The sequence below is a fragment of the Janthinobacterium rivuli genome, from assembly GCF_029690045.1.
Classification (GTDB): domain Bacteria; phylum Pseudomonadota; class Gammaproteobacteria; order Burkholderiales; family Burkholderiaceae_D; genus Janthinobacterium; species Janthinobacterium rivuli.
This window is the reverse complement of record NZ_CP121464.1, coordinates 1,615,502-1,637,291: the sequence shown is the minus strand read 5'-3', so window position 1 is coordinate 1,637,291 and position 21,790 is coordinate 1,615,502. Positions and strand designations below refer to the sequence as shown.

Annotated in this window: 21 protein-coding genes; 8 read left to right on the top strand and 13 right to left on the bottom strand. The window is 62.2% G+C overall.

Annotated elements, in window-relative coordinates; all coding sequences use genetic code 11:
- Nucleotides 1-92 precede the first annotated feature (92 nt).
- The gene (gene alaS / locus P9875_RS07285; protein ID WP_278317958.1) at nt 93-2,705 is read right to left on the bottom strand and encodes an alanine--tRNA ligase; all 2,613 of its coding nucleotides are present in this window, start codon (nt 2,703-2,705) and stop codon (nt 93-95) included.
- Between the two features lie 121 nt (nt 2,706-2,826).
- Nucleotides 2,827-3,267, bottom strand: coding sequence for a Fur family transcriptional regulator (locus P9875_RS07280; protein WP_035825393.1), 441 nt, complete (start codon nt 3,265-3,267; stop codon nt 2,827-2,829).
- A 158-nt stretch (nt 3,268-3,425) separates the two neighbouring features.
- Between P9875_RS07280 and P9875_RS07275 the strand changes: the two genes are divergently transcribed.
- The gene (locus tag P9875_RS07275; RefSeq protein ID WP_278317957.1) at nt 3,426-5,483 is read left to right on the top strand and encodes a TonB-dependent receptor domain-containing protein; all 2,058 of its coding nucleotides are present in this window, start codon (nt 3,426-3,428) and stop codon (nt 5,481-5,483) included.
- Nucleotides 5,484-5,567: 84 nt separating this feature from the next.
- Here the strand turns inward: P9875_RS07275 and ugpQ are convergent, their stop codons facing one another.
- Nucleotides 5,568-6,311, bottom strand: a complete 744-nt coding sequence (ugpQ, locus tag P9875_RS07270; protein WP_278317956.1) for a glycerophosphodiester phosphodiesterase — start codon at nt 6,309-6,311, stop codon at nt 5,568-5,570.
- A gap of 198 nt (nt 6,312-6,509) precedes the next feature.
- Between ugpQ and P9875_RS07265 the strand changes: the two genes are divergently transcribed.
- Nucleotides 6,510-7,628: a sensor histidine kinase gene (locus P9875_RS07265; RefSeq protein WP_099400846.1), complete on the top strand. Its 1,119-nt coding sequence runs from the start codon at nt 6,510-6,512 to the stop codon at nt 7,626-7,628.
- Nucleotides 7,625-8,509, top strand: a complete 885-nt coding sequence (locus P9875_RS07260; RefSeq protein WP_099400845.1) for a LytR/AlgR family response regulator transcription factor — start codon at nt 7,625-7,627, stop codon at nt 8,507-8,509. Before P9875_RS07265 ends, P9875_RS07260 begins: the two co-directional genes overlap by 4 nt.
- Before the next feature lie 13 nt (nt 8,510-8,522).
- Here P9875_RS07260 and P9875_RS07255 read toward each other — a convergent pair whose 3' ends face one another.
- Nucleotides 8,523-8,849: a hypothetical protein gene (locus P9875_RS07255; RefSeq protein WP_099400844.1), complete on the bottom strand. Its 327-nt coding sequence runs from the start codon at nt 8,847-8,849 to the stop codon at nt 8,523-8,525.
- Between the two features lie 173 nt (nt 8,850-9,022).
- Between P9875_RS07255 and P9875_RS07250 the strand changes: the two genes are divergently transcribed.
- The gene (locus P9875_RS07250) at nt 9,023-9,661 is read left to right on the top strand and encodes a hypothetical protein (RefSeq protein ID WP_099400843.1); all 639 of its coding nucleotides are present in this window, start codon (nt 9,023-9,025) and stop codon (nt 9,659-9,661) included.
- Nucleotides 9,662-9,666: 5 nt separating this feature from the next.
- On the opposite strand, the gene P9875_RS07245 is transcribed toward P9875_RS07250, so the two are convergent.
- A complete protein-coding gene (locus P9875_RS07245) occupies nt 9,667-10,941 on the bottom strand; it encodes an MFS transporter (protein WP_278317955.1) in 1,275 nt (424 codons plus the stop codon).
- Between the two features lie 108 nt (nt 10,942-11,049).
- On the opposite strand from P9875_RS07245, the gene P9875_RS07240 reads away from it, so the two are divergent.
- Nucleotides 11,050-11,952 carry a LysR substrate-binding domain-containing protein gene (locus tag P9875_RS07240; protein ID WP_128140359.1) on the top strand — a complete coding sequence of 301 codons (903 nt, stop codon included), beginning with the start codon at nt 11,050-11,052 and terminating at the stop codon, nt 11,950-11,952.
- Nucleotides 11,953-12,034: 82 nt separating this feature from the next.
- On the opposite strand, the gene P9875_RS07235 is transcribed toward P9875_RS07240, so the two are convergent.
- From P9875_RS07235 to P9875_RS07220, 4 genes are all read right to left on the bottom strand, one after another.
- A complete protein-coding gene (locus tag P9875_RS07235) occupies nt 12,035-12,907 on the bottom strand; it encodes a hypothetical protein (protein ID WP_176389402.1) in 873 nt (290 codons plus the stop codon).
- Between the two features lie 19 nt (nt 12,908-12,926).
- Complete coding sequence (locus P9875_RS07230; protein WP_035825364.1) at nt 12,927-13,715, bottom strand: hypothetical protein; 789 nt, start codon at nt 13,713-13,715, stop codon at nt 12,927-12,929.
- On the bottom strand, nt 13,705-14,217 hold the full coding sequence (locus P9875_RS07225) for a hypothetical protein (RefSeq protein WP_035828715.1): 513 nt from the start codon (nt 14,215-14,217) through the stop codon (nt 13,705-13,707). Before P9875_RS07225 ends, P9875_RS07230 begins: the two co-directional genes overlap by 11 nt.
- A 94-nt stretch (nt 14,218-14,311) precedes the next feature.
- Complete coding sequence (locus P9875_RS07220; RefSeq protein WP_010395442.1) at nt 14,312-14,605, bottom strand: DnaJ domain-containing protein; 294 nt, start codon at nt 14,603-14,605, stop codon at nt 14,312-14,314.
- A gap of 161 nt (nt 14,606-14,766) precedes the next feature.
- On the opposite strand from P9875_RS07220, the gene P9875_RS07215 reads away from it, so the two are divergent.
- The 3 genes from P9875_RS07215 to P9875_RS07205 all read left to right on the top strand — a co-directional run bounded on the left by P9875_RS07215 (nt 14,767) and on the right by P9875_RS07205 (nt 19,512).
- Nucleotides 14,767-16,533 carry a glutamine--tRNA ligase/YqeY domain fusion protein gene (locus P9875_RS07215; RefSeq protein ID WP_278317954.1) on the top strand — a complete coding sequence of 589 codons (1,767 nt, stop codon included), beginning with the start codon at nt 14,767-14,769 and terminating at the stop codon, nt 16,531-16,533.
- 217 nt (nt 16,534-16,750) lie between these two features.
- Entirely contained in the window at nt 16,751-18,610 is a 1,860-nt protein-coding gene (locus P9875_RS07210; RefSeq protein WP_278317953.1) for a CHASE domain-containing protein, read from the top strand.
- A 188-nt stretch (nt 18,611-18,798) separates the two neighbouring features.
- Nucleotides 18,799-19,512 carry a glycine-rich domain-containing protein gene (locus P9875_RS07205; RefSeq protein WP_035825357.1) on the top strand — a complete coding sequence of 238 codons (714 nt, stop codon included), beginning with the start codon at nt 18,799-18,801 and terminating at the stop codon, nt 19,510-19,512.
- 87 nt (nt 19,513-19,599) lie between these two features.
- On the opposite strand, the gene P9875_RS07200 is transcribed toward P9875_RS07205, so the two are convergent.
- The 4 genes from P9875_RS07200 to P9875_RS07185 all read right to left on the bottom strand — a co-directional run bounded on the left by P9875_RS07200 (nt 19,600) and on the right by P9875_RS07185 (nt 21,780).
- Complete coding sequence (locus P9875_RS07200) at nt 19,600-19,839, bottom strand: hypothetical protein (protein ID WP_029496207.1); 240 nt, start codon at nt 19,837-19,839, stop codon at nt 19,600-19,602.
- 242 nt (nt 19,840-20,081) lie between these two features.
- Nucleotides 20,082-20,351, bottom strand: coding sequence for a hypothetical protein (locus P9875_RS07195; protein ID WP_278317952.1), 270 nt, complete (start codon nt 20,349-20,351; stop codon nt 20,082-20,084).
- 167 nt (nt 20,352-20,518) lie between these two features.
- Complete coding sequence (locus P9875_RS07190; RefSeq protein ID WP_035825355.1) at nt 20,519-20,779, bottom strand: hypothetical protein; 261 nt, start codon at nt 20,777-20,779, stop codon at nt 20,519-20,521.
- An 83-nt stretch (nt 20,780-20,862) separates the two neighbouring features.
- A complete protein-coding gene (locus P9875_RS07185) occupies nt 20,863-21,780 on the bottom strand; it encodes an SDR family oxidoreductase (RefSeq protein ID WP_278317951.1) in 918 nt (305 codons plus the stop codon).
- Nucleotides 21,781-21,790: the final 10 nt, after the last annotated feature.

The following is a 21,790-nucleotide window of genomic DNA, read 5'->3' as shown; positions in this document are numbered from 1 at the left end:
TTCCACACGGCAAAACGGCCCGCAAACACCGTCTGCGGGCCGTTTTCAAGGGGCTGTGGGGTGAAAACCCCGCATGCCTGCTAGCTTACGCCTTATTTTGCGCGTTCGCCGACCCAGGCCGGCACGCCAGCCAGGGCGTCCGCCAGACCACTCGGATCGGTACCGCCAGCCTGCGCCATATCGGGGCGTCCGCCGCCTTTTCCGCCCACTTGCTGTGCAACGAAGTTCACCAGCTCGCCCGCTTTGACCTTCGACGTGGCGTCCGCCGTCACGCCGGCGATCAGGCTGACCTTGCCGTCAGCCACGCTGGCCAGCACGATGGCGGCCGTTTTCAGCTTGTCCTTCAGCTTGTCCATGGTTTCACGCAAACGGGCCACGTCGGCGCCATCGAGCACGGCAGCGAGCACCTTGATGCCGTTCACATCGACGGCTTGCGTGACCAGCTCATCGCCCTGGCCCGAAGCCAGTTTCGATTTCAGCGCGGCCAGTTCCTTCTCCAGCGCCTTCACATGGTCCTGCACCTGTCCGATACGGGCAGTCAGTTCTTCCGGTTGCGCCTTCAGCGCTTGCGCTGCTTCGACCAGGCGGCGGTTGATGGTTTGCACCAGCGCCAGCGCGCCCTCGCCCGTCACCGCTTCCACGCGGCGGATACCGGCGGCAACACCGCTTTCGCCGATGATCTTGAACAGGCCGATGTCGCCCGTGCGCTGCACGTGGACGCCGCCGCACAGCTCTTTCGAGCTGCCGATGTCGAGCACGCGCACTTCGTCGCCGTATTTCTCGCCGAACAGGGCCATCGCGCCATGCTTGACGGCATCGTCAAACGACATCAGGTGCGCCTGCGTGGCGCGGTTTTCCAGGATCTCTTTGTTGACGATGGTTTCCACGGCGACGATCTGTTCCGCCGTCATCGGCGCATGGTGGCTGAAGTCGAAACGGGTTTTATCGGGATCGACCAGCGAGCCCTTTTGCGCCACGTGGCTGCCCAGCACTTCGCGCAAAGCCTTGTGCATCAAGTGCGTGGCCGAGTGGTTGCGGATGGTGCGCGCGCGCTTGGCCGTATCGACTTGCGCCGAGACGGCGTCGCCCACTTTCAATACACCGGACTCCAGCACGCCGTGGTGGCCGAACACGTCCGCCTGGATTTTCAGCGTGTCGCTGACGGCAAAGCTGCCCGCGCCCGAGGCGATCACGCCCTGGTCGCCCACCTGGCCGCCCGATTCGGCGTAGAACGGCGTGGTGTCGAGCACGACGATGCCTTCCTGGCCCGCCTTCAGTTCCGTGACCTGCGTGCCGGCCGCGTACAGCGCCACGACCTTGCCGCTGAACGTCAATTGGTCGTAGCCGACGAATGTGTTTTTCTCGCCCGTGTACTCGACCTTGCTGTCCTTGTGCGTCTTGCCGCCCTTGCGCGACAGTTCCTGGCTTTCCTTCAAGGCAACCTCGTAGCCCACCTGGTCGAAACTGATGTTGCGTTCGCGGCAGATGTCGGCCGTCAGGTCCGGCGGGAAGCCATACGTTTCGTACAAAGTAAACGCGGTGGCGCCGTCGATGCCCGTGGCATCCTTGGCCAGCTGCGCTTCCAGCACTTTCATGCCCGTTTCCAGGGTTTCGCCGAAACGCTCTTCCTCGGCTTTGAGCATGTTGGCGACGTTGTCTTTCGCGTCTTCCAGCTCTGGATAGGCGCCGCCCATCTCGATGGCGAGGTCAGCCACCAGCTTGTAGAAGAACGGTTTCGTCTGGCCCAGCTTGTGGCCATGGCGCAGGGCGCGGCGGATGATGCGGCGCAATACGTACGCGCGGCCTTCGCTGCCCGGGATGATGCCGTCGACGATCATGAAGGCGGCGGCGCGGATGTGGTCGGCGATCACGCGCAGCGACTTGTTTTCCAGGTCCGTGGCGCCCGTTTCGCGCGCGGCAGCGCGGATCAGGTGCTGGAACAGGTCGATTTCATAGTTCGAATGCACGTGCTGCAGCACGGCGGCCAGGCGCTCCATGCCCATGCCCGTGTCGACGCATGGCTTCGGCAACTTGTGCATGACGCCCGCTTCGTCGCGGTTGAACTGCATGAACACGAGATTCCAGATTTCAATGAAGCGGTCGCCGTCTTCGTCAGGCGAGCCCGGCGGGCCGCCAGGAATGTCGGCGCCGTGGTCATAGAAGATTTCCGTGCATGGGCCGCATGGGCCCGTATCAGCCATCTGCCAGAAATTGTCCGATGCGTAGCGCGCACCCTTGTTGTCGCCGATGCGGATGATGCGCTCGACGGGCACGCCGATTTCTTTTGCCCAGATATCGTACGCTTCGTCATCTTCGATGTACACGGTGACGGTCAGCTTGTCAGCCGGCAAGCCATAGACTTTGGTCAGCAGTTCCCACGCGTATTGAATCGCGTCGCGCTTGAAATAGTCGCCAAAGCTGAAGTTGCCCAGCATTTCAAAGAAAGTATGGTGGCGCGCCGTGTAGCCGACGTTTTCCAGATCGTTGTGCTTGCCGCCGGCGCGCACGCAGCGCTGCACCGAGGTGGCGCGCGTGTACGGACGGCTGTCCGTGCCCGTAAACACGTCCTTGAATTGCACCATGCCGCTGTTCGTCAACAGCAAGGTCGGATCATTGCCTGGCACCAGGGAGCTGGAACGGACGATGGAATGGCCCTTGGACTCGAAAAATTTGAGGAACTTGTCGCGGATTTCAGTTGATTTCATGTTTTTTTGGCAAAGAGTGGCGGCAGCTTTAAAGGGAAGATTATACGTGATCTGGGTACGGGAATTGGCGCCGGACAGGCAGCATTGTTGCAAGCCTGCCCACGCATACCGCCCTGCCCGCTCAAGCCGGGTCGTGGTGGCTGGCGCAGGCGTGCGGGGCTGTGCCAGCCACACTGGCGCCGGCCGCCGCATTGCAGTCGGCGCAGCGGCCGTACAGGGTCAGTTCATGGCGCTCGACAACAAAGCCTTGCGGCGCCATGCGCTTCAAGTCACCCGGGCAATCATGCACGTCGAACACGCGCTGGCAGGTGGTGCACTGGAAATGGTGGTGGTGGTGATTGGCGACAGCATTCGACTCATAGCGCGGATTTTCACCCGGCAAGGTCACCACATGCACTTTTTCTTCCAGCACCAGGGACTTCAAGTTGCGGTAAACGGTGGCAATACCCAGCTGCGTCACCTGCAAGCTGGCCTGTTCGAGGATTTCCTGCGCCGATAATGGGCGCTGGGCCGACTCGATGGCGGCTTGAATAGCGGTTTTTTGACGTGTTGTGCGTTCCATAGCCGACAGAATACACCATCCGCCTCTATCTACCGCCCGGAAAAACTGTCACACAGTAATGATAATGGGTTATCATTATCAACTTAGGGCAGGCTATTTCCTTTTCACGCGCTGCCCCAACCCTGCCAACACCGATAGCCGATAAGGAAATCTTGCCCATGTCCGTACGTCCTCACCAACCCACTCCCGTCGCGCTGGCCATCATGCTGGCCTTTGCCGCCCCTGCCAGCGCCCTGGCGCAGCAGGCGACAACCTTGCCTGCCGTCACCGTCTCGGCCAGCGCGCTGGCCCTGGGCAGCGACGACATGAGCACGCCCGTCACCGTGCTCGAAGGCGAGGCACTGGTGCTGGCAAGGGCAGCGACCCTCGGTGAAACGCTGGCCGGCCAGCCCGGCATCACGTCCAGCCATTTCGGCGCAGGCGCCAGCCGTCCCATCATCCGCGGCATGGATGGCCCGCGCGTGAAAGTGCTGTCCGACGGCGCCGAAGTGCAGGATGCATCGACCATCAGCCCCGACCATGCTGTCGCGGCCGAACCGATGCTGTCGGAACAGATTGAAGTCTTGCGCGGCCCGTCCGCGCTGGCGTATGGCGGCGGCGCCGTCGGTGGCGTCGTCAACGTAATCGACAAGAAAATCCCCACGCGCGTGCCGGCAAAGGGCTTGGAAGGCAGCGCGGAAGTGCGCGCCAACTCGGGCGCGCGCGAAAAGGCGGGCGCTTTTGAAGTGACTGGCGGCTCCGGCAACATCGCCTTCCACGCGGAAGGCGTCAAGCGCGACGCGAAAGAATACAAGGTCGGCAGCGGCTGGGAAGGCGGCTCGAAAGTAGGCGGCAGCTACAACAAGACGGACACGGGCAGCGTGGGCGTGTCGTGGGTAGGATCGCGCGGCTTCCTGGGCCTGGCCTTCACCAGCCAGCATGCGGAGTATGGCTTACCTGGCCACAACCACGAATTCGAGAGCTGCCACCCGCACGGCACGCACCTGCATTGCGGCGGCCACGAAGGCCACGGCCATGGCGACGAAGAGGAACATGAGCACGAGCATGAACACGAAAGCGTGCCGTACGTAAAACTGAAGAGCGAACGCTGGGATGTGCGCAGCGAACTGCGCGACCCCGTGCCCGGCTTCGCCAAGCTGCGCCTGCGCGCCGCGTTCACCGATTACAAGCACGATGAAATCGAAGGCACGGAAATCGCCACCACGTTTAAAAACAAGGGCCACGACGCGCGCCTGGAAATGGAACACCATCCCGTCTTCGGCTGGCGCGGCGTGGTCGGCCTGCAAACGTCGAAACGCGATTTCTCCGCCTTGGGCGAAGAAGCGTACGTGGCGCCGACGGTAACAAAGAAACACGCGGCTTTCCTGGTGGAAGAATACAAGCTCGACCAATGGCGCTTCGAAGCGGGCTTGCGCCACGAATGGCAAGACATCACGGTCGACAGCGCCACCTTGCAAGACCGCAGCGCCAAGGGCACCTCGATTTCCCTGGGTGCCGTGTGGAAATTCGCGCCCCAGTATTCGCTCGGTTCGACCATTTCGCGCACGCACCGCCTGCCCAGCGCCGAGGAACTGTATGCGCACGGCGTGCACATGGCCACAGCCACGTATGAGCTGGGCAATGAAAACCTGGGCAAGGAAACGTCGAACAATATCGACTTAACCTTGCGCAAATATGCGGGCGCCACGACGTTCTCGGCCAGCGCCTACCGCAACAAGGTCGACAACTACATCTTCGGCAGCACGCTGGACAATCACGAAGGCTTCCAGCTGATCCAGTACGCCCAGCGCGACGCCACGTTCACGGGCGTCGAAGGGCAGATCCGCCAGCAGTTGAACCCCATGTTCGGCGCCAGCGTGTTCGGCGACTACGTGCGGGCCAAGCTGGCCAACGATGGTGGCAACTTGCCGCGCATTCCGGCCCAGCGTTTTGGTGTGAAGTTCGACGCCAACTGGCAGGCGTGGAGCGGCGTGGCCGAGCTCTACCGCGTGGGCAAGCAGGATAAAGTGGCAGCATTTGAAACGGCAACGCCGGGCTACAACATGCTGAACCTGTCCGCCAACTACGACACGCGCATCGGCACGACGCCGGCCCAGTTCTACATCAAGGCGAATAACCTGACGAACGAATTGGCGTACAGCCACACCTCGTTCATCAAGAATGCGGCGCCGTTGATGGGACGTAACTTGACAGTAGGCATGCGTGTAACGTTCTAACCTTTTTTCTGGACGACAACTGCCGAACTGCTGGGGTCAGACCCGACGGGTCTGACCCCGGATTTCCGCTGCGTATTCATCACATTATTCCACCGCAGTAATCAGGTCGATCCTGTCCGTACAAAACCCATCCACGCCCCAGGCCAGCAGCTCGCTGGCCCGCTCCGGCGTGTTGACGGTGTAGCAGAACAGCCCGTATCCCGCCTCCTTGACCTCTCGCGCCAGTTCCGGCGTCAGCTGCTGGTGGTCGCAATGGATGGCCACCACGTCCAGTTCCTTCGCCTTTTTCACCCAGTCTTCCGGTATCTGTTCGACCAGCCAGCCGCGCGCCAGTTCCGGGGCCGCCTCGCGCGCCGCGTCCAATGCAGCGATGCTGAACGATGATAGCAACGGCAATAACTCTCCTGCAGCAATTTCCTTTGCAAAACAATCGCGCGTAGCGCGCGCCACGGTCTTGCCCGTGGGCACGTCGAAGCCGGGCGCCGGCTTGATTTCGATATTCATCCAGATGCGCTGCGCCTTGCAATAGTCCACCACGGCCTCGAACGTGGGCACGCCTTCGCCTGCGAATGCGGGGCCGAACCAGGCGCCCGCCTCCATCGCTCCCAGCTGCGCGGCCGTGTAGTCATTGACATGGCCGCTGCCGGCCACGGTGCGGCCCAGCTCGGGGTCGTGCACCACGACGGGTACGCCGTCGGACGCCAGCATGACATCGAATTCCACGGCGCGATAGCCGTAGGCCAGGCCGCAGCGCAAGGCGGCCAGGGTATTTTCAGGCGCCAGGGTGCCGCCGCCGCGGTGCGCCAGGGTGCGTGGATAGGGCCACATGGGATTTCCTTTATCGCAATTTTATGGATGCAAGACTGTCTTGCCATACTATCCCGTGCCAATGCTGAAAAGTAAAGCGGCCCCGTTTGGCGACGCGCCGCGGTGAATGGCGGCGCGCCAGTCCCGTTTCGTCGCAGCTCTGTTGCGCCCTGGCCTGCGCTGGCACACAATGCCCCATCGCTACTAGCAGACACCACCATGAAAACCGACGCTCCCTCCGCCGATACGCCAATAGCCAAGGCCAGGTCTCCGTACTACCGCATGCTGCACGATGCCCGCTACGCGCTGGCGCTGAACGTGATCTGCGCGCTTGTCATCACGTTCATCCTCAATCCGGGCAGCCATTTTGGCCAAAACCTGATCGCCTCGATGTGCATCGGCACGATCGCCTTCCTGCTGATCGACGGTGTGCGCCTGACGTTATGGGGCGCGGACCAGCGGCCCAGATTCCTGCCCTTCATGCTCATCATCCTGATTTCCGTGCCCGTGGCGCAAATATTGGGCTTGGCCCTGTTCAGCTGGCTGACGGGCGTGGACGTGGGGGGCTTTGAAAACCTGCTGCCCACGCAAATGATGGGCACACTCGTATTCACCCTGCTGGCCACGGGAGGCGCCGTGCTGTTTTTCTCCAGCCGCGAAAAGATTGCCCGCCTGCAAATGGCGGCAGCCGAGGAAAAAGCCCGCGCCGAATCCGTGGCGCGCCAGGCCATGCAGGCCCAGCTGCAGCTGCTGCAGGCGCAGATCGAACCGCACATGCTGTTCAATACCCTGGCCAACCTGCAGGGCCTGATCAGCTTTGATCCGGAGCGCGCCCAGTTGCTGCTCGACCAGCTGATCCAGTATTTGCGCGCCACGCTTTCTTCCTCGCGCGCCGAGTCCACCACCCTGGAGCAGGAATTTTCCCTGATGCAAGCCTACCTGGGCCTGATGTCGATACGCATGGGCGCGCGCCTGCGCTTTGCGCTGGAATTGCCCGATGCCTTGCGCCAGGTCAAGGTGCCGCCCATGCTGCTGCAGCCGCTGGTGGAAAACGCCATCCAGCATGGCCTGGAACCGAAGATCGAAGGCGGCCATATCCACGTGCAGGCCGCCACCGACGGCGGCGTGCTGATTCTTACCGTCAGCGACGATGGCCTGGGCCTCGACCATCCGGGCCAGACCAAGGGCACGCACCTGGGCGTGGCGAATATCCGCGAACGCCTGCGCGGCATGCATGGCGATACCGCCAGCCTGTCGCTGGCCGCCAACCATCCGGCGGGCGCGACGGCCCGCCTGACATTCCCCCTTCCATCCACCATCACGAGTCCCCTCGCATGAGCCAATACACTCCACGCGCGCCACGCGCCCTGATCGCCGAAGACGAACCGATACTCGCCGCCGCCCTCGCGCACGCCTTGCAGCGGCTGTGGCCAGAGCTCGACATCGTTGCCACCTGCCCCAATGGCGTGGAAGCCTTGCGGCAAGGCCTGGCGCTGCAACCCGACATCCTCTTTCTCGACATCAAGATGCCAGGCAAGACGGGCCTGGAAGCGGCCGAGGAACTGGCGGAACAGTGGCCCGACGGCGTTGCGTTTCCCCACATCGTGTTTGTGACCGCCTACGACGAATATGCGCTGGCCGCTTTCGAGCACGCGGCCGCCGACTACGTCTTAAAACCCGTCAACGATGCGCGACTGGGCAAGACGGTGGAACGGCTGCAGCAGCGCTTGCGCGACAGCGGCGGTGGCAGCGGCACCGCTGCAACCACTGCAACCACTGCAACAGCAGCGCCAGCCGAAACGGTGCCGCCAGCGCCGCAGGCAACCCAGTCCGCCAGCGACGACAACATGGCCCGCCTGCTGAGCCAGCTGCAAGCCATGCTGCCGCCCGCCCCGCGCCTGCAAATGATACGGGCCGCCGTCGGCAACAGCGTGCGCATGATCGCGCTGGCCGACGTCGTGTATTTCGAAGCGCTGGACAAATACATCAACGTCGTGTGCCAGGACAGCGAAGCGCTGATACGCACGAGCCTGAAGGAACTCTTGCCCCAGCTGGACCCGCAACAATTCTGGCAAATCCACCGGGGCACCATCGTCAACGCCAGCGCCATCGCCACGGCCGTGCGCGACGAGGCCGGCAAGCTGTCGCTGACCCTGCGCCAGCACCCGGCGCAACTGCGCGTCAGCCCTTTATATGCGCATTTGTTCCGCCAGATGTAGCTAATGCAGCTGGTTAATGCAGCTGGTGCTTCAGGTCCGACAACTCATCGTGCACCTTGAGCACGGCGCTCTTCATTTCCGGCGTGACGCTGGCCGCCGTGCCGCAGGCCCGCTTGGCGCGGTCGCCCAAGGATTCCATCTGGTCGACGGCTTGCCGGATGCGCGCATCGTCTTGCGTGTCGATGGCTTGCCGCACGGCGCTCTTTTGCTGGTCCAGCTGGTTGATGCAATCCTTCAAGTCCATGGGCATGCCCTGCTGCTTGCCGCACAGCTGGGCCGCCTGGCCGATTGCGTGTTCGATGGCGCCAAAGCGCCGTGCCACTTCCTTTGCCTGCATCATGATGTGTCCTCCCATGGTATTGGGAGTTGGATCGCCAGGCCGGCGCAGGGTTCCCCGCCAGCGGCCACGGCGTCGAAATTTCCATGCGGCACTTTTTTGTAAGCGCTTGTGACATTCTAGACAATTATCAAATCCTTCAGATACATTGGCGTACCTGAACAACCCTGCCCTCCATGACCTCGCTGCCACCCCTGCCCCGCCGCGCTCCCGGCCTGCTGCTGATCGTCCTGCTGCACGCGGGGCTGGCCTACATCGTCCTGCAGTCGCGTCCCCGCCTTGCCGCCGACGAGCACCTGCCGCAGGGTCTGGCCATCGCCTGGCTGCGCTACACGGCCCCCGCGCCGCCCAGGCCGATAGCCTTGCGCAGCGCAAAACCGGCCGCTGAAAACGTGCCGCGCCGAACCATACCGGCGCCCGTCAGCCGCCCCTTGCCGCCACCTGCCGTCGAGCAGGCGCCGGCGCCGGCAACGCCGGAAGCGATCACGGCGCCGCCAGCGCCCAGCGCGGCCGATATCCTGGCGCAAGCCAAACGCGACGTGGGCAAGATCGACAAGGATTTACGCAAGGAATTTCCCCAGCGGGGAGAACAAAAACTGGAGGACACGGGCTTCAAGCGCATGCAGCAAGGATTTGCCGAAGCCTACGCGGCCGTGCCGCCGAAATGGTATGAGGCGTCAAAAATCGAGGAAGTGGGCGCGAATGAGGCCAAGGGCAGCCGCACCTACAAGATCACCAGCGCGCTGGGCAGCCTGTGCGTGACCACGCGCGCGGGCAAGCAGGGGGAAACGATGATCGGCAACTGCCCCAAATAGCCGCCTCAGCCCACCGCTTCGCGCGCCCCCAGCGGCTGCAGATGGCGCAGGCGCAAGGCGATCAGCACGCCGCCTCCCAGGCACAGGCCCAGCATGATGATCACGCCCGTCCAGCCATCGAAGCCCCACATCATGCCCGAGGCGGAACCGATCAGGCTCGATCCCAGGTAATAGAACAGCAGATAGAAAGCCGAGGCCAGGGCCTGCGGTGCGCGGGCGCGGCGGCTGACCCAGCTGCTGGCGATCGAGTGCGAAGCAAAGAAGCCGAAGGTGGCCAGCGCCATGCCGATGACGATCAGCGGCAGCGAATCGAACAGGGTCAATAAAATACCGGACAACATCACCGACAGCATAATCCACAGCACGCCCCGGCGTCCCAGCCGATCCACCAGGCGCCCGGCCCAGACGGAACTGAAGATACCGATCAGGTACAGGAAGGCCAGCAAGCCGACTGTGCTCTGGCGCAAGCCAAATGGCGCGGCCAGCAGGCGGTAGCCGATGTAGTTATACAGGCTGACGAAACAGCCCATCAGCACGAACGCCAGGCAGAACAGCCACGGCAAGCCCCGGTCGGAAAAATGCTGTTTTATCGCGTGCGGCAAGGCATGCCAACCCTTGGTACTGGGCACGAAATTTTTCGATGCGGGCAGGCTGCGCCAGAATTCCGCCGCCGCCAGCACGCCGGCCACGCCCAGCACGCCCAGGGCCCAGCGCCACGACAGGAAATCGCTGAGCATGGAAGCGATCAAGCGTCCCGACATGCCGCCAAACGCGCTGCCCGCAATATACAAGCCCATCGACAGGCCCAGAGACGGCCCCTCGATTTCCTCGCCCAGGTACGCCATGGCCACGGCCGGCATGCCGCCCAAGGCGACACCCAGCGCGGCACGGATGGCCAGCAGTTGCGCATAATCCTGCGCGAAGGCGGACAAAATCGTGAGTATCGCGGCGGAAAACATCGACGCCACCATCAAGGGCTTGCGGCCGACCCGGTCCGACACGGCGCTGAGCAACACCAAGGAAATGGCCAGCAAGCCGCTCGACACGGACAAGGACCAGCTGCTTTGCGCCGGCGTCAGATGAAACTGCTGCGACAGCAGCGGGAACAGGGGCTGGATGCAATACAGCAAGCTGAAGGTGGAAAAGCCGCCGAAGAACAGGGCGCGGTTGCTGCGCTTGAATTCGATGGAACTCTTGGCGATGGCCGTGCGGGGAACAGGAGCAGAAACCGGAATGGCGGATGGGGCAGCGGGGGCAAAGGCAAGCGATGAATCAGACATGGCCGTGTTTCGAAGAAGGAGCGATTCTTCATCTTAGGATTGCCAACTCATATCGTCCAATATATATTCAAGGCCCAGCTCATACTTTAAAACGATTACTGGACGAATATGGAACTGCGCCACCTGCGTTACTTTGTCGCCGTCGCCGAAGAGCTGCACTTCACGCGCGCGGCCGAGCGCCTGCACATCGGCCAGCCGCCGCTGAGCCAGCAGATCCAGGCGCTGGAAGCGGAATTGGGTGCGCAGTTGTTTGAGCGCAACAAGCGCTCCGTGCGCCTGACAGAAGCAGGCCGCCTGTTCCTCGACGATGCGCGGCGCATCCTGGCCCTGTCGGAACAGGCGGCCGTCACGGCGCGCCGGGCACAGCGGGGTGAAGCGGGCGAATTGCGCATCGGTTTTACGTTTTCCACGCCGTTCACGCCCTACTTCGCCACCGTCATCAACCGCTACCGCCAGCAGTTTCCGCACGTCACCTTGACCCTGCACGAAATGGCGACCCTGCATCAACTGGAAGCGATCAGCGGCCGCACCATGGACCTGGGCTTCGTGCGCCCGCCGGAAACGACGTATCCATCGGATATCAAGCTGACGCAATTGCGCCAGGATCCGCTGTTCCTCGTCTTGCCCGTCGCCCATGCGCTGGCGGCCAAGGATGCGATTGCCATCGCCGACATGGCGGGCGAAGGCTTTGTCATGTACCCCAAGGATGCGGGCACGGGGATTTATCCGCAGATCTTCCGCCTGTGCAAGGCGGCCGGCTTCGTGCCCCAGGTGGCGCAGGAAGCGGGCGAAGCGTCAACCATCATCGGCCTGGTGGCGGCCGGCTGCGGCATTTCCGTGCTGCCTGCCTCGTTCGACCGCATCCGCATGGATGGCGTGTGCTACCGCCCCATCGCCGACCCGCAGGCGACCACCAGCTTATTACTTGCACAAAGGGAAGAAGAGACGTCGCCGCTGGTGGCGGCGTTTGTAAAACTGGCCGAAGAAGCGGCCATGGAAGAGAAAGAATAGGCCGATGAGGTCGGCGTAGGTCGGCGTAGGTCGGATTAGGCCGCAGGCCGTAATCCGACAATCGCATGCGTCAAGTCGCAGGTCACGAATAATCCGCATCCAGCTCCGAACCCGCATAATTTTCCAGGTCCTCGAACAGGCTCTTCATGCTGGCCCGCGTGAGGATTTTATGCACGACGGTGCAGCTGCGGCGGTACGACTCTATGCGGTCGAGCAACACGGGATGGTGCTGCACGGGCACCTTGGCCACCAGGGCGGCCCAGCCTTCCTCGAAGTCGGGCTTGTTCTTGCGCACGGAACGCACGAAGCGTTCAAACTCCTTCTGGCCCGTGCGCGCGATGATGCGTCCCCCGCCTTCGATGGCGAAGATGATGGCCAGGGCGATGACGCCCTCGGCATTCAAGTCGCTGTCGCTGACGGGACCGTTGTCATGGTGGCGGCGCAGCCAGCCGGCCAGGCGCACGACGGCTTGCACTTCCTTGCGCTGTTGCAACTGCACGGCATACTTTTCATAGCCGGCCCAGTTCTGGTTCGGGTCGGCCTGGCAAATATCGATGAACAGCTCGCGCAGGCGGCGCTGCAGGTAGACGGGGTCCTGGTCGTATTCACCGACGAGGGCGTCTTCGGGCAGCTGCGACAATTCCTTGATCAGGCGGAAGCCCACCTGGAATGCGTGCTCGGCGCCGTGTTCGACGAGGAAGTCGAGGGCGGCCTGGTCGCCTTCATGCGTGACGGCCTGTTCCAGACCCAGCGAGACGCCACCCACCGTCAGGAACAGCGCTTTCTGGATGCCGTCGGCCGTGCGTTCATTCGTGAACTTCTCGGCCACCATGGCCGTGATGCCCGTCAATTCGTCGGCCAGGTTCAAGGCCGCGTCTTCGCGCGGGTCGCCTGGCAACAGTTTGATGGCGCGCACCAGGCGCGGAAGATTCTCTACAACAATTGCTGGCAGCATTAGACGTTCCCTGCTTTCATTACGAGAAAATGCCCGTGCCCAGGCTGCGGCGCGTGCTGGAGCGTGGCGCGCTGCGCGTGCTCGGCACTTGTTTGCGCAGGCGGTACAGCAATTCCTTGGTGCTGCGCTGCAACATGGTCGGCTCTTCGTCCGGGTCGTCCGAATATTCCGCGTCGGCCAGGTCGGCGCTGTGGCGGAAGTCGGGGAACAGTTCGAACAGCGAGCGGTCCCAGCCGTCTTCATTCGCTTGCGCCAGCTCGATGGCCAGCGGCACGACGTCGTTGTCGGACGAGGTCACGCCCGTCACATACGGTCCCTTGATGACGATCTCGCCCGCCACTTCGAGGATTTCCTTCGGCGCCATCGAGAACAGGATGGCGAACGCCGTGGCGCCCCAGTCGGTGGCCGATGCTTCCAGCAGCAGCTCGCGGCGGCGCTCGGCGTCGTCGGTGGAAAACACCACGCCGTGGATGTGCGCGAACAGCGACTCGGCGATGCGTTCCGGATCGTCCTCGATCTGGTCGTCGCTCCAGGTGGCGGCGATGAAGGCCAGGCTGTCGGCCCAGGCTTTTGGCGGCACCAGCAGGGTGGCCAGCGACATCTTGCCGCCATCAAAGCCGGCCAGGTGCAGGGCCGTCACCTGCGGCGGGATGGCGCTCAGCACTTCCACCACGGCCAGATCGCCATACTGGTCGGCCGCGTCGGCAAACGCCTGCTCGGCGTGGCCCAGCGAACCGGACAGCACCAATTCCGTGACCTGTTTCGTCAGCGCGGGAAGATTGCTCTTTTGTTCCGTGTTATCGGCCATGGTCATCTCCATCCTGGTCAAACATCTGGGCGAAATCGTCGGTGGCTTCGTCTTCGTCGTGATCGTCGTCGCCGTCGTCATTGGCGGCCAGCTGGTCGAGCGACTGGTCGTCGTCGTCCCACAGGCGTGGGTTCTTGTGCAGGAAAGCCGTGATGATGGCCTGGCGCGCCAGGTCGGGGAAGCTCTCTTCGATGGCGGCGTACATCTTGGCCGCTTCCGGCGCGGCGCAGGCGGCCATGGAAAACACGCGGGCCGTATCGCCGAATTCGTAGTCTTCGCTTTCGGCCAGCAAGCCTTTCGGGTCGCTGAACGTGATGTGATCGACCAGCGCGAAGGCCAGCATGTTCACGTCTTCGATGCCGCCGCCGCTCGCGTATTCGCCCACCAGCGCGTCGACCATGCTTTTGTAGTTCTTGCGGTTCGGCGGGTCGCCGAGGATGCCTTCGATCTGGCCTTCCAGCTCGCGCGACTGATACGCGAATTCAGGGTGTACTCTTCTCATGCTGTGCTTTCCAATGTGATGCGCGGCGCTGACAAAAGCGCCGTTGTTGTTGTTTTTCAAATCATTCGGGCTGGCCGGGCGGCCGCCGGCAGGCTTAGTCTGCCGGCAGAACGGTGCCGTGCAGGCGGAACACGCCGCACCACAGGGCATAGGCTTCCGCTTCCGGGTCGATGATGATGCGGTGGTTCACGCTCTGGTCGTATTCGGCGCGCTTGGCCGGGTCGGCCAGGATTTCATACGCCTTGGTCACGCTCTTGAAGCGCGCCTCGGCGCCGGGAGCCTGGTTGCGGTCGGGGTGGAAGCGCATGGCCAGCGAACGGTAAACCTTCTTGATTTCATCGTCGCTGGCATTGGGCGCGACACCGAGGACGTTATATAAATTTTCCATAAAAGGCTCCGGGGTCACGTTTTTCTACTAATTAAAGGCGAATTATCCTATAGAACGGCGTCGGCGTCGCTTGCATGCCGGGAAATGGGGGTAAATACGTGCTTATAAAGCGCTTGCGGTACGGTAAAATGCTTTTTACTGTCACTCTTCCGCATTGATCAATGAGCAATGATAAACCGAATACCGCCGCGCCAGCGCTGGCGCCCAATTTCTTGCGTAACATCATCGAAGCCGACCTGGCCGCCGGCGCCCACGTGCGTCCCGGCCTGCCCCAGGTGATCACGCGTTTCCCGCCGGAGCCGAACGGCTACCTGCACGTGGGCCACGCCAAGTCGATCTGCGTCAACTTCGGCCTGGCGCGCGATTACGCCGGCCAGTGCAACCTGCGCTTCGACGATACCAATCCGGCCAAGGAAGAGCAGGAATACGTCGACACCATCATGGACAGCGTGAAATGGCTGGGCTTTGACTGGGAGCCGAAGCAGGCCGATGGCCAGAGCCACCTGCATTACGCGAGCGACTATTTTGACCAGCTGTACGCGATGGCCGAGTACCTGATCACGGCCGGCTTTGCGTATGTGGACAGCCAGAGCGCCGAAGACATGGCCGCCAACCGCGGCAATTTCGGCCAGGCCGGCAAGAATTCGCCGTTCCGCGACCGTCCGCGCGACGAATCGCTGGCCCTGTTCCGCGCCATGAAGGCGGGCCAGTTCAAGGATGGCGAGCACATCCTGCGCGCGAAGATGAGCGAAGATGCCATGAGTTCGCCGAACATGAACTTGCGCGACCCGGCCATCTACCGCATCCGCCACGCGCATCACCACCGCACGGGCGACGCCTGGTGCATCTATCCGATGTACGACTACACGCACCCGATCTCGGATGCGCTGGAAAACATCACGCATTCGATCTGCACGCTGGAATTCCAGGATCACCGTCCGTTCTATGACTGGCTGCTGGAAACCCTGTCGGCCGGCGGCTTCTTTGCCAAGCCGGTGCCGCACCAGTTCGAATTCTCGCGCCTGAACCTGACCTACATCGTCACCAGCAAGCGCAAGCTGCGCCAGCTGGTGGAAGAAAAAATCGTCGACGGCTGGGACGACCCGCGCATGCCGACCCTGGTGGGCATGCGCCGCCGCGGCTACACGCCGGAAGCGATTCAATTGATGTGCGAACGCACGGGCGTAACCAAGTCCGACGGCTGGATCGACTACAGCGTGCTCGAAGGCTGTTTGCGCGAAGACCTGGACCCCAAAGCGCCGCGCACGGTGGCCGTGCTGCGTCCGTTGAAACTGATCATCGACAATTTCCCTGAAAACGACAGCGTGGAATGCACGGCGCCCGTGCACCCGCACTTCCCCGAGCGCGGCTTGCGCACCTTCCCCATCTCGCGCGAGCTGTGGATCGAGGAAGACGACTTCATGGAAGTGCCAAATAAAGGCTATTTCCGTTTGTATCCGCCGATCGACGACAAGCCGGGCAGCAAGGTTCGCCTGCGCTATGGCTACGTGATCGAGTGCACGGGCTTTGACAAGGATGACAACGGCAAGGTCATCGCCGTGCATTGCACCTACTTCCCGGACAGCAAGTCAGGCACGGAAGGCAGCGCCAATTACAAGGTCAAGGGCAATATGCACTGGGTCAGCGCGCCGACGGCGATTCCCGCCGAAGTGCGCCTGTACGACCGCCTGTTTACGGACCCGCAGCCGGACGCGGGCGGCAAGGACTTCAAGCTGGCACTGAATCCGCTGGCCAAGGAAGTGGTGCAAGCGTGGCTGGAACCGGGTGCGGAACTGGCCCAGCCGGAACAGCGCTTCCAGTTCGAGCGCCACGGCTATTTCGCGGCCGACCGCGTGGACAGCCAGCCTGGCAAGCCCGTCTTCAACCGCATCGTCACCCTGAAAGACAGCTGGCAGCCCGCCAAATAAGGCGCGCATGCCCCTCACCCCAAAAAACCGCTGCGGCGGTTTTTTTTCGTTTCAACCATATATATCACCTGAGAATATTGCCAGTTGACTATATTCACGATAATTTTGTATATTAGGCAGCTATTGAGCAATTTACAATGTCGATGGCGCTTGTACAACGCAGTCCAGCCTCCGCCGCCCAGGCGGCACCCGATTCCTCTTCCTGATGCGGATGGCGATGTCTTCTACTGCCGGCGAACACCCCTTATCTGTTGAAAAAAGACCGCTGTGGCTGCTCGGCTTTGTGATGTCGATGATGGTGGGCCTGCTGTTCTATATGGCAGCCTCGCTGTCGATCGAAGGCGATGCCAGCGAACAGTTCAACAATCTGGCGCGCAATACCCAGAAAAGCATCGAATCACGCACCAAATCGTATGCCAACCTGCTGCGCGGCACCGCCAGCCTGTTCCACGCCAATGCGCACGTGAGCCGCGAGCAATTTCACCGCTACGTGGCAAACCTCGCGCTGCAACAGAACTATCCGGGCGTGATGAATCTCAATTACAGCCAGGAACTCGACGAGACGCAGCGCGCCGCCTTCGAAGCGGCCATGCAACACGACTATCCACCCGGGCGCGACGGCTATCCGGCGTTTGCCATCCATCCGCCAGCCCCACGCGCCCATTATTCCGTGCTTGTCTACGTCGAACCGATCGCCAGCGCCCCGGATAAGTATGGCTATGACATCGCCTCGCGCCCCCTGATCGCCGAAACGCTGGCGCAGTCGCGCGATTCCGGGAACGTCAGCAATTCCGGCATGCCCGTGCCGATGGACGGCCGTCCCCAATTGACGGCCATGGCCATGCGCCTGCCCGTGTACCGCTTCGGCATGCCGGTCGCTACGGTGGAGCAGCGGCGCGCCGCTTACCAGGGTTCCGTCGGCATCGGCTACGACCTGGTGTCGATGATGCGCAGCGCCCTGGCCGACATGCCGGTACGCAACGTCCGCCTGACCGTGTTCGATATCGGCCCGCAGGCGCCGGAACAGCCGGACTTGCCGCTGCAGCTGCCGCACGACATGCGCCCCATCTTCGACAGCACGGCGGCGGGCATGCATGCGCCATGGTGGCAGCCCGGCAGCTCGGGCCGCTATCTGAGCAGTACGATGCTGATCGAACACAATGGCCGCGCCTGGCAAGCGCTGTTCAGCGTGCGCAAGAGCGACCTGTATTCACGCTTCGACGCCTTCCTGCCGTGGCTGGCCCTGCTGATCGGCTGTGCCAGCACCATGCTGCTGTATATGCTGTTCCACACGCTGGCGTCGTCGCGCCGGCGCGCCATCCAGATGGCGACGGGCATGACGGAGGAATTGCGCGCCAGCCAGATCCGCCTGCAACTGTCGCACCAGAAACTGCGCCGGCTGGCGGCCCACGCCGACCAGATCAAGGAAGAAGAACGCAAGCGCATCGCGCGCGAAATCCACGACGACCTGGGACAGAACCTGCTGGTGCTGCGCATCGACGCCGACATGCTGGCCTCGCGCACGCAACGCCGCCATCCGCGCCTGAACGCCCGCGCCCGCTCGACCCTGGAGCAGATCGACGCCACCATCAAGAGCGTGCGGCAAATCATCAACGACTTGCGCCCAACCGTGCTGGACCTGGGCGTGAATGCGGCCGTCGAGTGGCAGGTGGCGCAATTTCGCCAGCGCACGGGCATCGCCTGCGAAGTGAACGAAAGCCATGACGACATTTGCCTCAGCGATCAATGCGCGACGGCCCTGTTCCGCATCCTGCAAGAATCGCTCAGCAACATTTCCCAGCATGCAAATGCCAGCCGCGTGCAAGTCAAGCTGGAAAAGTGCCGCGATACGGTGTCGATGAGCATCAGCGACAACGGCGTGGGCGCGGCCATCGACGGGCGCAACAAGCTGGGCTCGTTTGGCCTGGTGGGCATCGAGGAACGCATAAAATTGCTGGGCGGCACTTTTTACATCGAAAGCAGCCCCGGCGCCGGCATGAGCGTGCACGTCAGCGTGCCGCTGGGCGCGGACGCCACCGCCTTTCCCTACCAGGAAGAAAGCCGGGCCAGCAGCTGACAGGCGCGCGCCCGCATGAAGCAAGCTCAGCTTGCATATTTCGTAATTAGATGCAATATTGATGTAGAACAACTCAGCGCCCGCCCGCCATGGGCCAGGCATTCCTCGACCACTTGCCAGGAGTACACAGCCGCCGCTTTCCCTTGCTTCACCGTATTTCCCACAACGCTCTTTACAAAAGGACATTCATGGATACGAACGACAGTTTCAAGGCAATTGCAGATTTGAATTTGGACGCGATCAAGGTCAAGCTGATGCACCGTGAGTCAGGCGAAGGATGGAGCCTGGAGAAGGCGAATGCGGTGGAATTCGAATACCGCCGCTTCCTGATCCTGATGAAACAATTTCCACAAGAAGAGACGGCACCGTTGATGGACGTCGATACCTTCTGGCACTACCACATCCTCGACACCCTGAAATATGCGGCGGACTGCGAACAGGTGTTCGGCTACTTCCTCCACCACTTCCCGTACATCGGCTTGCGCGGCGAAGACGACGAAGCGGCGCACCACCGCGTGGGCGAGCGCATGAAGCAATTGTATGAGCAAACGTTCGGGGAAGATTATATCCGCGCAGAAACGGCGTATTCGGGGCGTGCGGTACAGGCGGCGTATTCGGGACGGGCAGTACAAGCGGCGTATTCTGGACGGGCTGTGCAAACAGCATTTTCCAGTGCGGCGGTACAGGCGACGGCGTATTCGGGCCGGGCCGTGCAGACGGCGTTTTCGAGTGCGGCGGTACAGGCGACGGCGTATTCGGGCCGCGCGACCGGGCTTGCCAGCACCGCATTTTCCAGCGCACCAGCCTCATTGACGGCAGCGGTGGTCAAGTCGTCCTCGACTGGCCAGGAAATGGGGCGTTTCTATGTCGATCGTCCGGTACTGAACCGCGACGCGCAATAGAAAAGCGGAAAACAGATGTGGCTGCCGCACGCGGCAAGCCTGACTTACCCAGACGGCACCTCTCAGTTTGCCGTCTGTCAGGCGCTCTTAGGCAGCCATCAACTCGCGCAGTTCACGAATGCTGAAATCGCTGATTTCATGCATGCGGATAAGGATCGTGGCGCCGATCGGCAAGGTATTGTGACGAATCTTGCTGATGACCGGTGGCGCCACTTCCAGAGCTCGCGACAAGGCGGCATCATTTTTCAGTTGCAGCTTGTCGATGATCGCGTCGAGGACGCGATTCGGGTTGTAGGTAGGCAAAGAGGTAATTTGTTTGAGAGACATGATCAAAAATCCGTACTTGTTGTATTAGAGCAATAAGAAACCGAATGTCTCTTCTGCAATAATTCAGGGTAAACACACTAAAAAGCGCCATCACTTATGCGGCTTTTACGCCGCAAACAATATAATACACGCTATTGTTGATTTTTGCGTAACTTAAAGCAAAATTGTGATAATTGAAGAGAATTGACGCACTTGGAATGTGCTAGAGGATAACTCAAATCGGGAAAGTTTGCTGCACGTCATCAGTTTTTACGATGAGCAACACCGCTATGCATGAGCCAGGCTATCGCCATGAGGGTGCTCAGGCGGGCCATTTCCGCTGATAAATGCCAGCCTTGCACGGCGACGCCGGCCGGAGTGGCCGGAAGGCAAGTGCATCCGGCATCGTCCACACGGCACCAGGCCAGTTGCCGGCGAATTTCATCGGGTGGTGGCGGCGGCTGCAGCGCGTGTTCACGCCTGCGCATATAGGCGCGCACCTGTTCCTTGCTGGGGTGACTCGTCGCTCGCATGGCTCGCTCCTGCTGACGGGAAACAGCGTCACGCTCTGCAGAGCTCGCCACAAGAGCCCAGACGCGTGACGACATCGCTCACCATATCGCCAGCGCGCCGTGGCGCGTTTGCGCTGCATCAAATGGCAAGGCCCCGGCGTTGCGCCGAAGCCCGTACTGCCCCATCCTTACTTCTTTTGCTGGCGCACGCGCTGCTGCTGTTTTTCCTGCGTTTGCTGACGATTCTGCTTGCGCTCGAACAGGGTGACCGCATCTTTCTTGGCCTGCTCGGCGGTACGCATTTCTTCATGCGCATCGTGCGGGACAAAAAATTCGGCGTCCTGCGCCGCCACCACCAGCTTGATGGCGGCCTCGTCGTCGAGGTCGTACAGTTCCGTCAGGACGGTGGTGACCTCGTCCAGGTATTCTTCGTAAGTGAGGGTGCTCATGCGGTATTCCTTAAGTGAGTGGCGCAGCGCGGGAACGGCGCGCTGCGCGCCGGCCCAGCAAAGTGCGCAGATAACCGGCCATTTTACCTGATGCCGGCGCCATCGGCTGACAGCGACTGCAAGGCATCGGCCACGCGGGCATAGCGCAGACGCACGCCCAGTTCGCGCTTGAGGCGCACATTGTGCAGGCGGCGCGACTCGGACATGAACGACAGCAGCATCGGCGTAACCACTTGCCGCAGCTCGGCACGCGGCAGGCGCGGCGGGCGTGGCAGGCCGAACGTGTCGGCCACGGCGTCGAAATACTCGGCCATCTTGAGTTCGCTGTCATCGCTGGCGTGATACACGCGTCCCGGCTTGCCCCGCCACAAGGCCCGCTCGATGATGCGCGCCAGGTCGTCGGCATGGATATGGTTGGTGTAGACATCGTCGCTCGCGGCCAGGGCCGGCGTGCCTTCGCGCAAGCGCTTCAAAGGCAGGCGATCGTCCGCATAAATGCCGGGCACGCGCAGGATGGCCACCCTGGCGCCGCGGCGCGCGCCCCAGCCGCGCAAGACCTGTTCCGCGTCGACGCGCCGCTTCGCGCGCGCATTGGCCGGCGCCGTCGGCCGTGTTTCATCGACCCAGGCACCGGCGCAATCGCCATACACGCCGCTGGTGCTCACATACACCATGCGCGCATGCTCGGGTAAAATGGCGGCCAGATTGCGCGTGCGCTGGTCCAGCAAGCCCGACGACCGGGGCGGCGCCAGGTGCACGATCATCGTCGCCAGTCCCGCCAGTCGTTTCAGGCTGGCGCGGTCGTCGAGGTTGGCCACGATGGGCACGGCGCCGGCTTCCCGCAACTGCGCGCAGCGCGCCGGCTGGCTGGTGACGGCAAAGACGCGAAAACGCGCCGCTAGCTGCGGCAGCAGCCGCATGCCGACGTCGCCGCAGCCGAGGATCAGCAAGCGCGGCAAGCCTGACGGCTTGCGCAAAGAGTGCATTAACATATTTTTCATCTCAAGGATT

Bases quoted from the DNA above. Each gene is read 5' to 3' on its own strand.
- P9875_RS07190 (WP_035825355.1), bottom strand. From the start codon at position 20,779: ATGAGCACCCTCACTTACGAAGAATACCTGGACGAGGTCACCACCGTC.
- P9875_RS07235 (WP_176389402.1), bottom strand. From the start codon at position 12,907: ATGCTGCCAGCAATTGTTGTAGAGAATCTTCCGCGCCTGGTGCGCGCC.
- alaS (WP_278317958.1), bottom strand. From the start codon at position 2,705: ATGAAATCAACTGAAATCCGCGACAAGTTCCTCAAATTTTTCGAGTCC.
- P9875_RS07245 (WP_278317955.1), bottom strand. From the start codon at position 10,941: ATGTCTGATTCATCGCTTGCCTTTGCCCCCGCTGCCCCATCCGCCATT.
- P9875_RS07255 (WP_099400844.1), bottom strand. From the start codon at position 8,849: ATGATGCAGGCAAAGGAAGTGGCACGGCGCTTTGGCGCCATCGAACAC.
- P9875_RS07260 (WP_099400845.1), top strand. From the start codon at position 7,625: ATGAGCCAATACACTCCACGCGCGCCACGCGCCCTGATCGCCGAAGAC.
- P9875_RS07265 (WP_099400846.1), top strand. From the start codon at position 6,510: ATGAAAACCGACGCTCCCTCCGCCGATACGCCAATAGCCAAGGCCAGG.
- P9875_RS07200 (WP_029496207.1), bottom strand. From the start codon at position 19,839: ATGTCTCTCAAACAAATTACCTCTTTGCCTACCTACAACCCGAATCGC.
- P9875_RS07205 (WP_035825357.1), top strand. From the start codon at position 18,799: ATGGATACGAACGACAGTTTCAAGGCAATTGCAGATTTGAATTTGGAC.
- ugpQ (WP_278317956.1), bottom strand. From the start codon at position 6,311: ATGTGGCCCTATCCACGCACCCTGGCGCACCGCGGCGGCGGCACCCTG.
- P9875_RS07240 (WP_128140359.1), top strand. From the start codon at position 11,050: ATGGAACTGCGCCACCTGCGTTACTTTGTCGCCGTCGCCGAAGAGCTG.
- P9875_RS07225 (WP_035828715.1), bottom strand. From the start codon at position 14,217: ATGAGAAGAGTACACCCTGAATTCGCGTATCAGTCGCGCGAGCTGGAA.
- P9875_RS07185 (WP_278317951.1), bottom strand. From the start codon at position 21,780: ATGAAAAATATGTTAATGCACTCTTTGCGCAAGCCGTCAGGCTTGCCG.
- P9875_RS07210 (WP_278317953.1), top strand. From the start codon at position 16,751: ATGTCTTCTACTGCCGGCGAACACCCCTTATCTGTTGAAAAAAGACCG.
- P9875_RS07195 (WP_278317952.1), bottom strand. From the start codon at position 20,351: ATGCGAGCGACGAGTCACCCCAGCAAGGAACAGGTGCGCGCCTATATG.
- P9875_RS07230 (WP_035825364.1), bottom strand. From the start codon at position 13,715: ATGGCCGATAACACGGAACAAAAGAGCAATCTTCCCGCGCTGACGAAA.
- P9875_RS07215 (WP_278317954.1), top strand. From the start codon at position 14,767: ATGAGCAATGATAAACCGAATACCGCCGCGCCAGCGCTGGCGCCCAAT.
- P9875_RS07220 (WP_010395442.1), bottom strand. From the start codon at position 14,605: ATGGAAAATTTATATAACGTCCTCGGTGTCGCGCCCAATGCCAGCGAC.
- P9875_RS07250 (WP_099400843.1), top strand. From the start codon at position 9,023: ATGACCTCGCTGCCACCCCTGCCCCGCCGCGCTCCCGGCCTGCTGCTG.
- P9875_RS07275 (WP_278317957.1), top strand. From the start codon at position 3,426: ATGTCCGTACGTCCTCACCAACCCACTCCCGTCGCGCTGGCCATCATG.
- P9875_RS07280 (WP_035825393.1), bottom strand. From the start codon at position 3,267: ATGGAACGCACAACACGTCAAAAAACCGCTATTCAAGCCGCCATCGAG.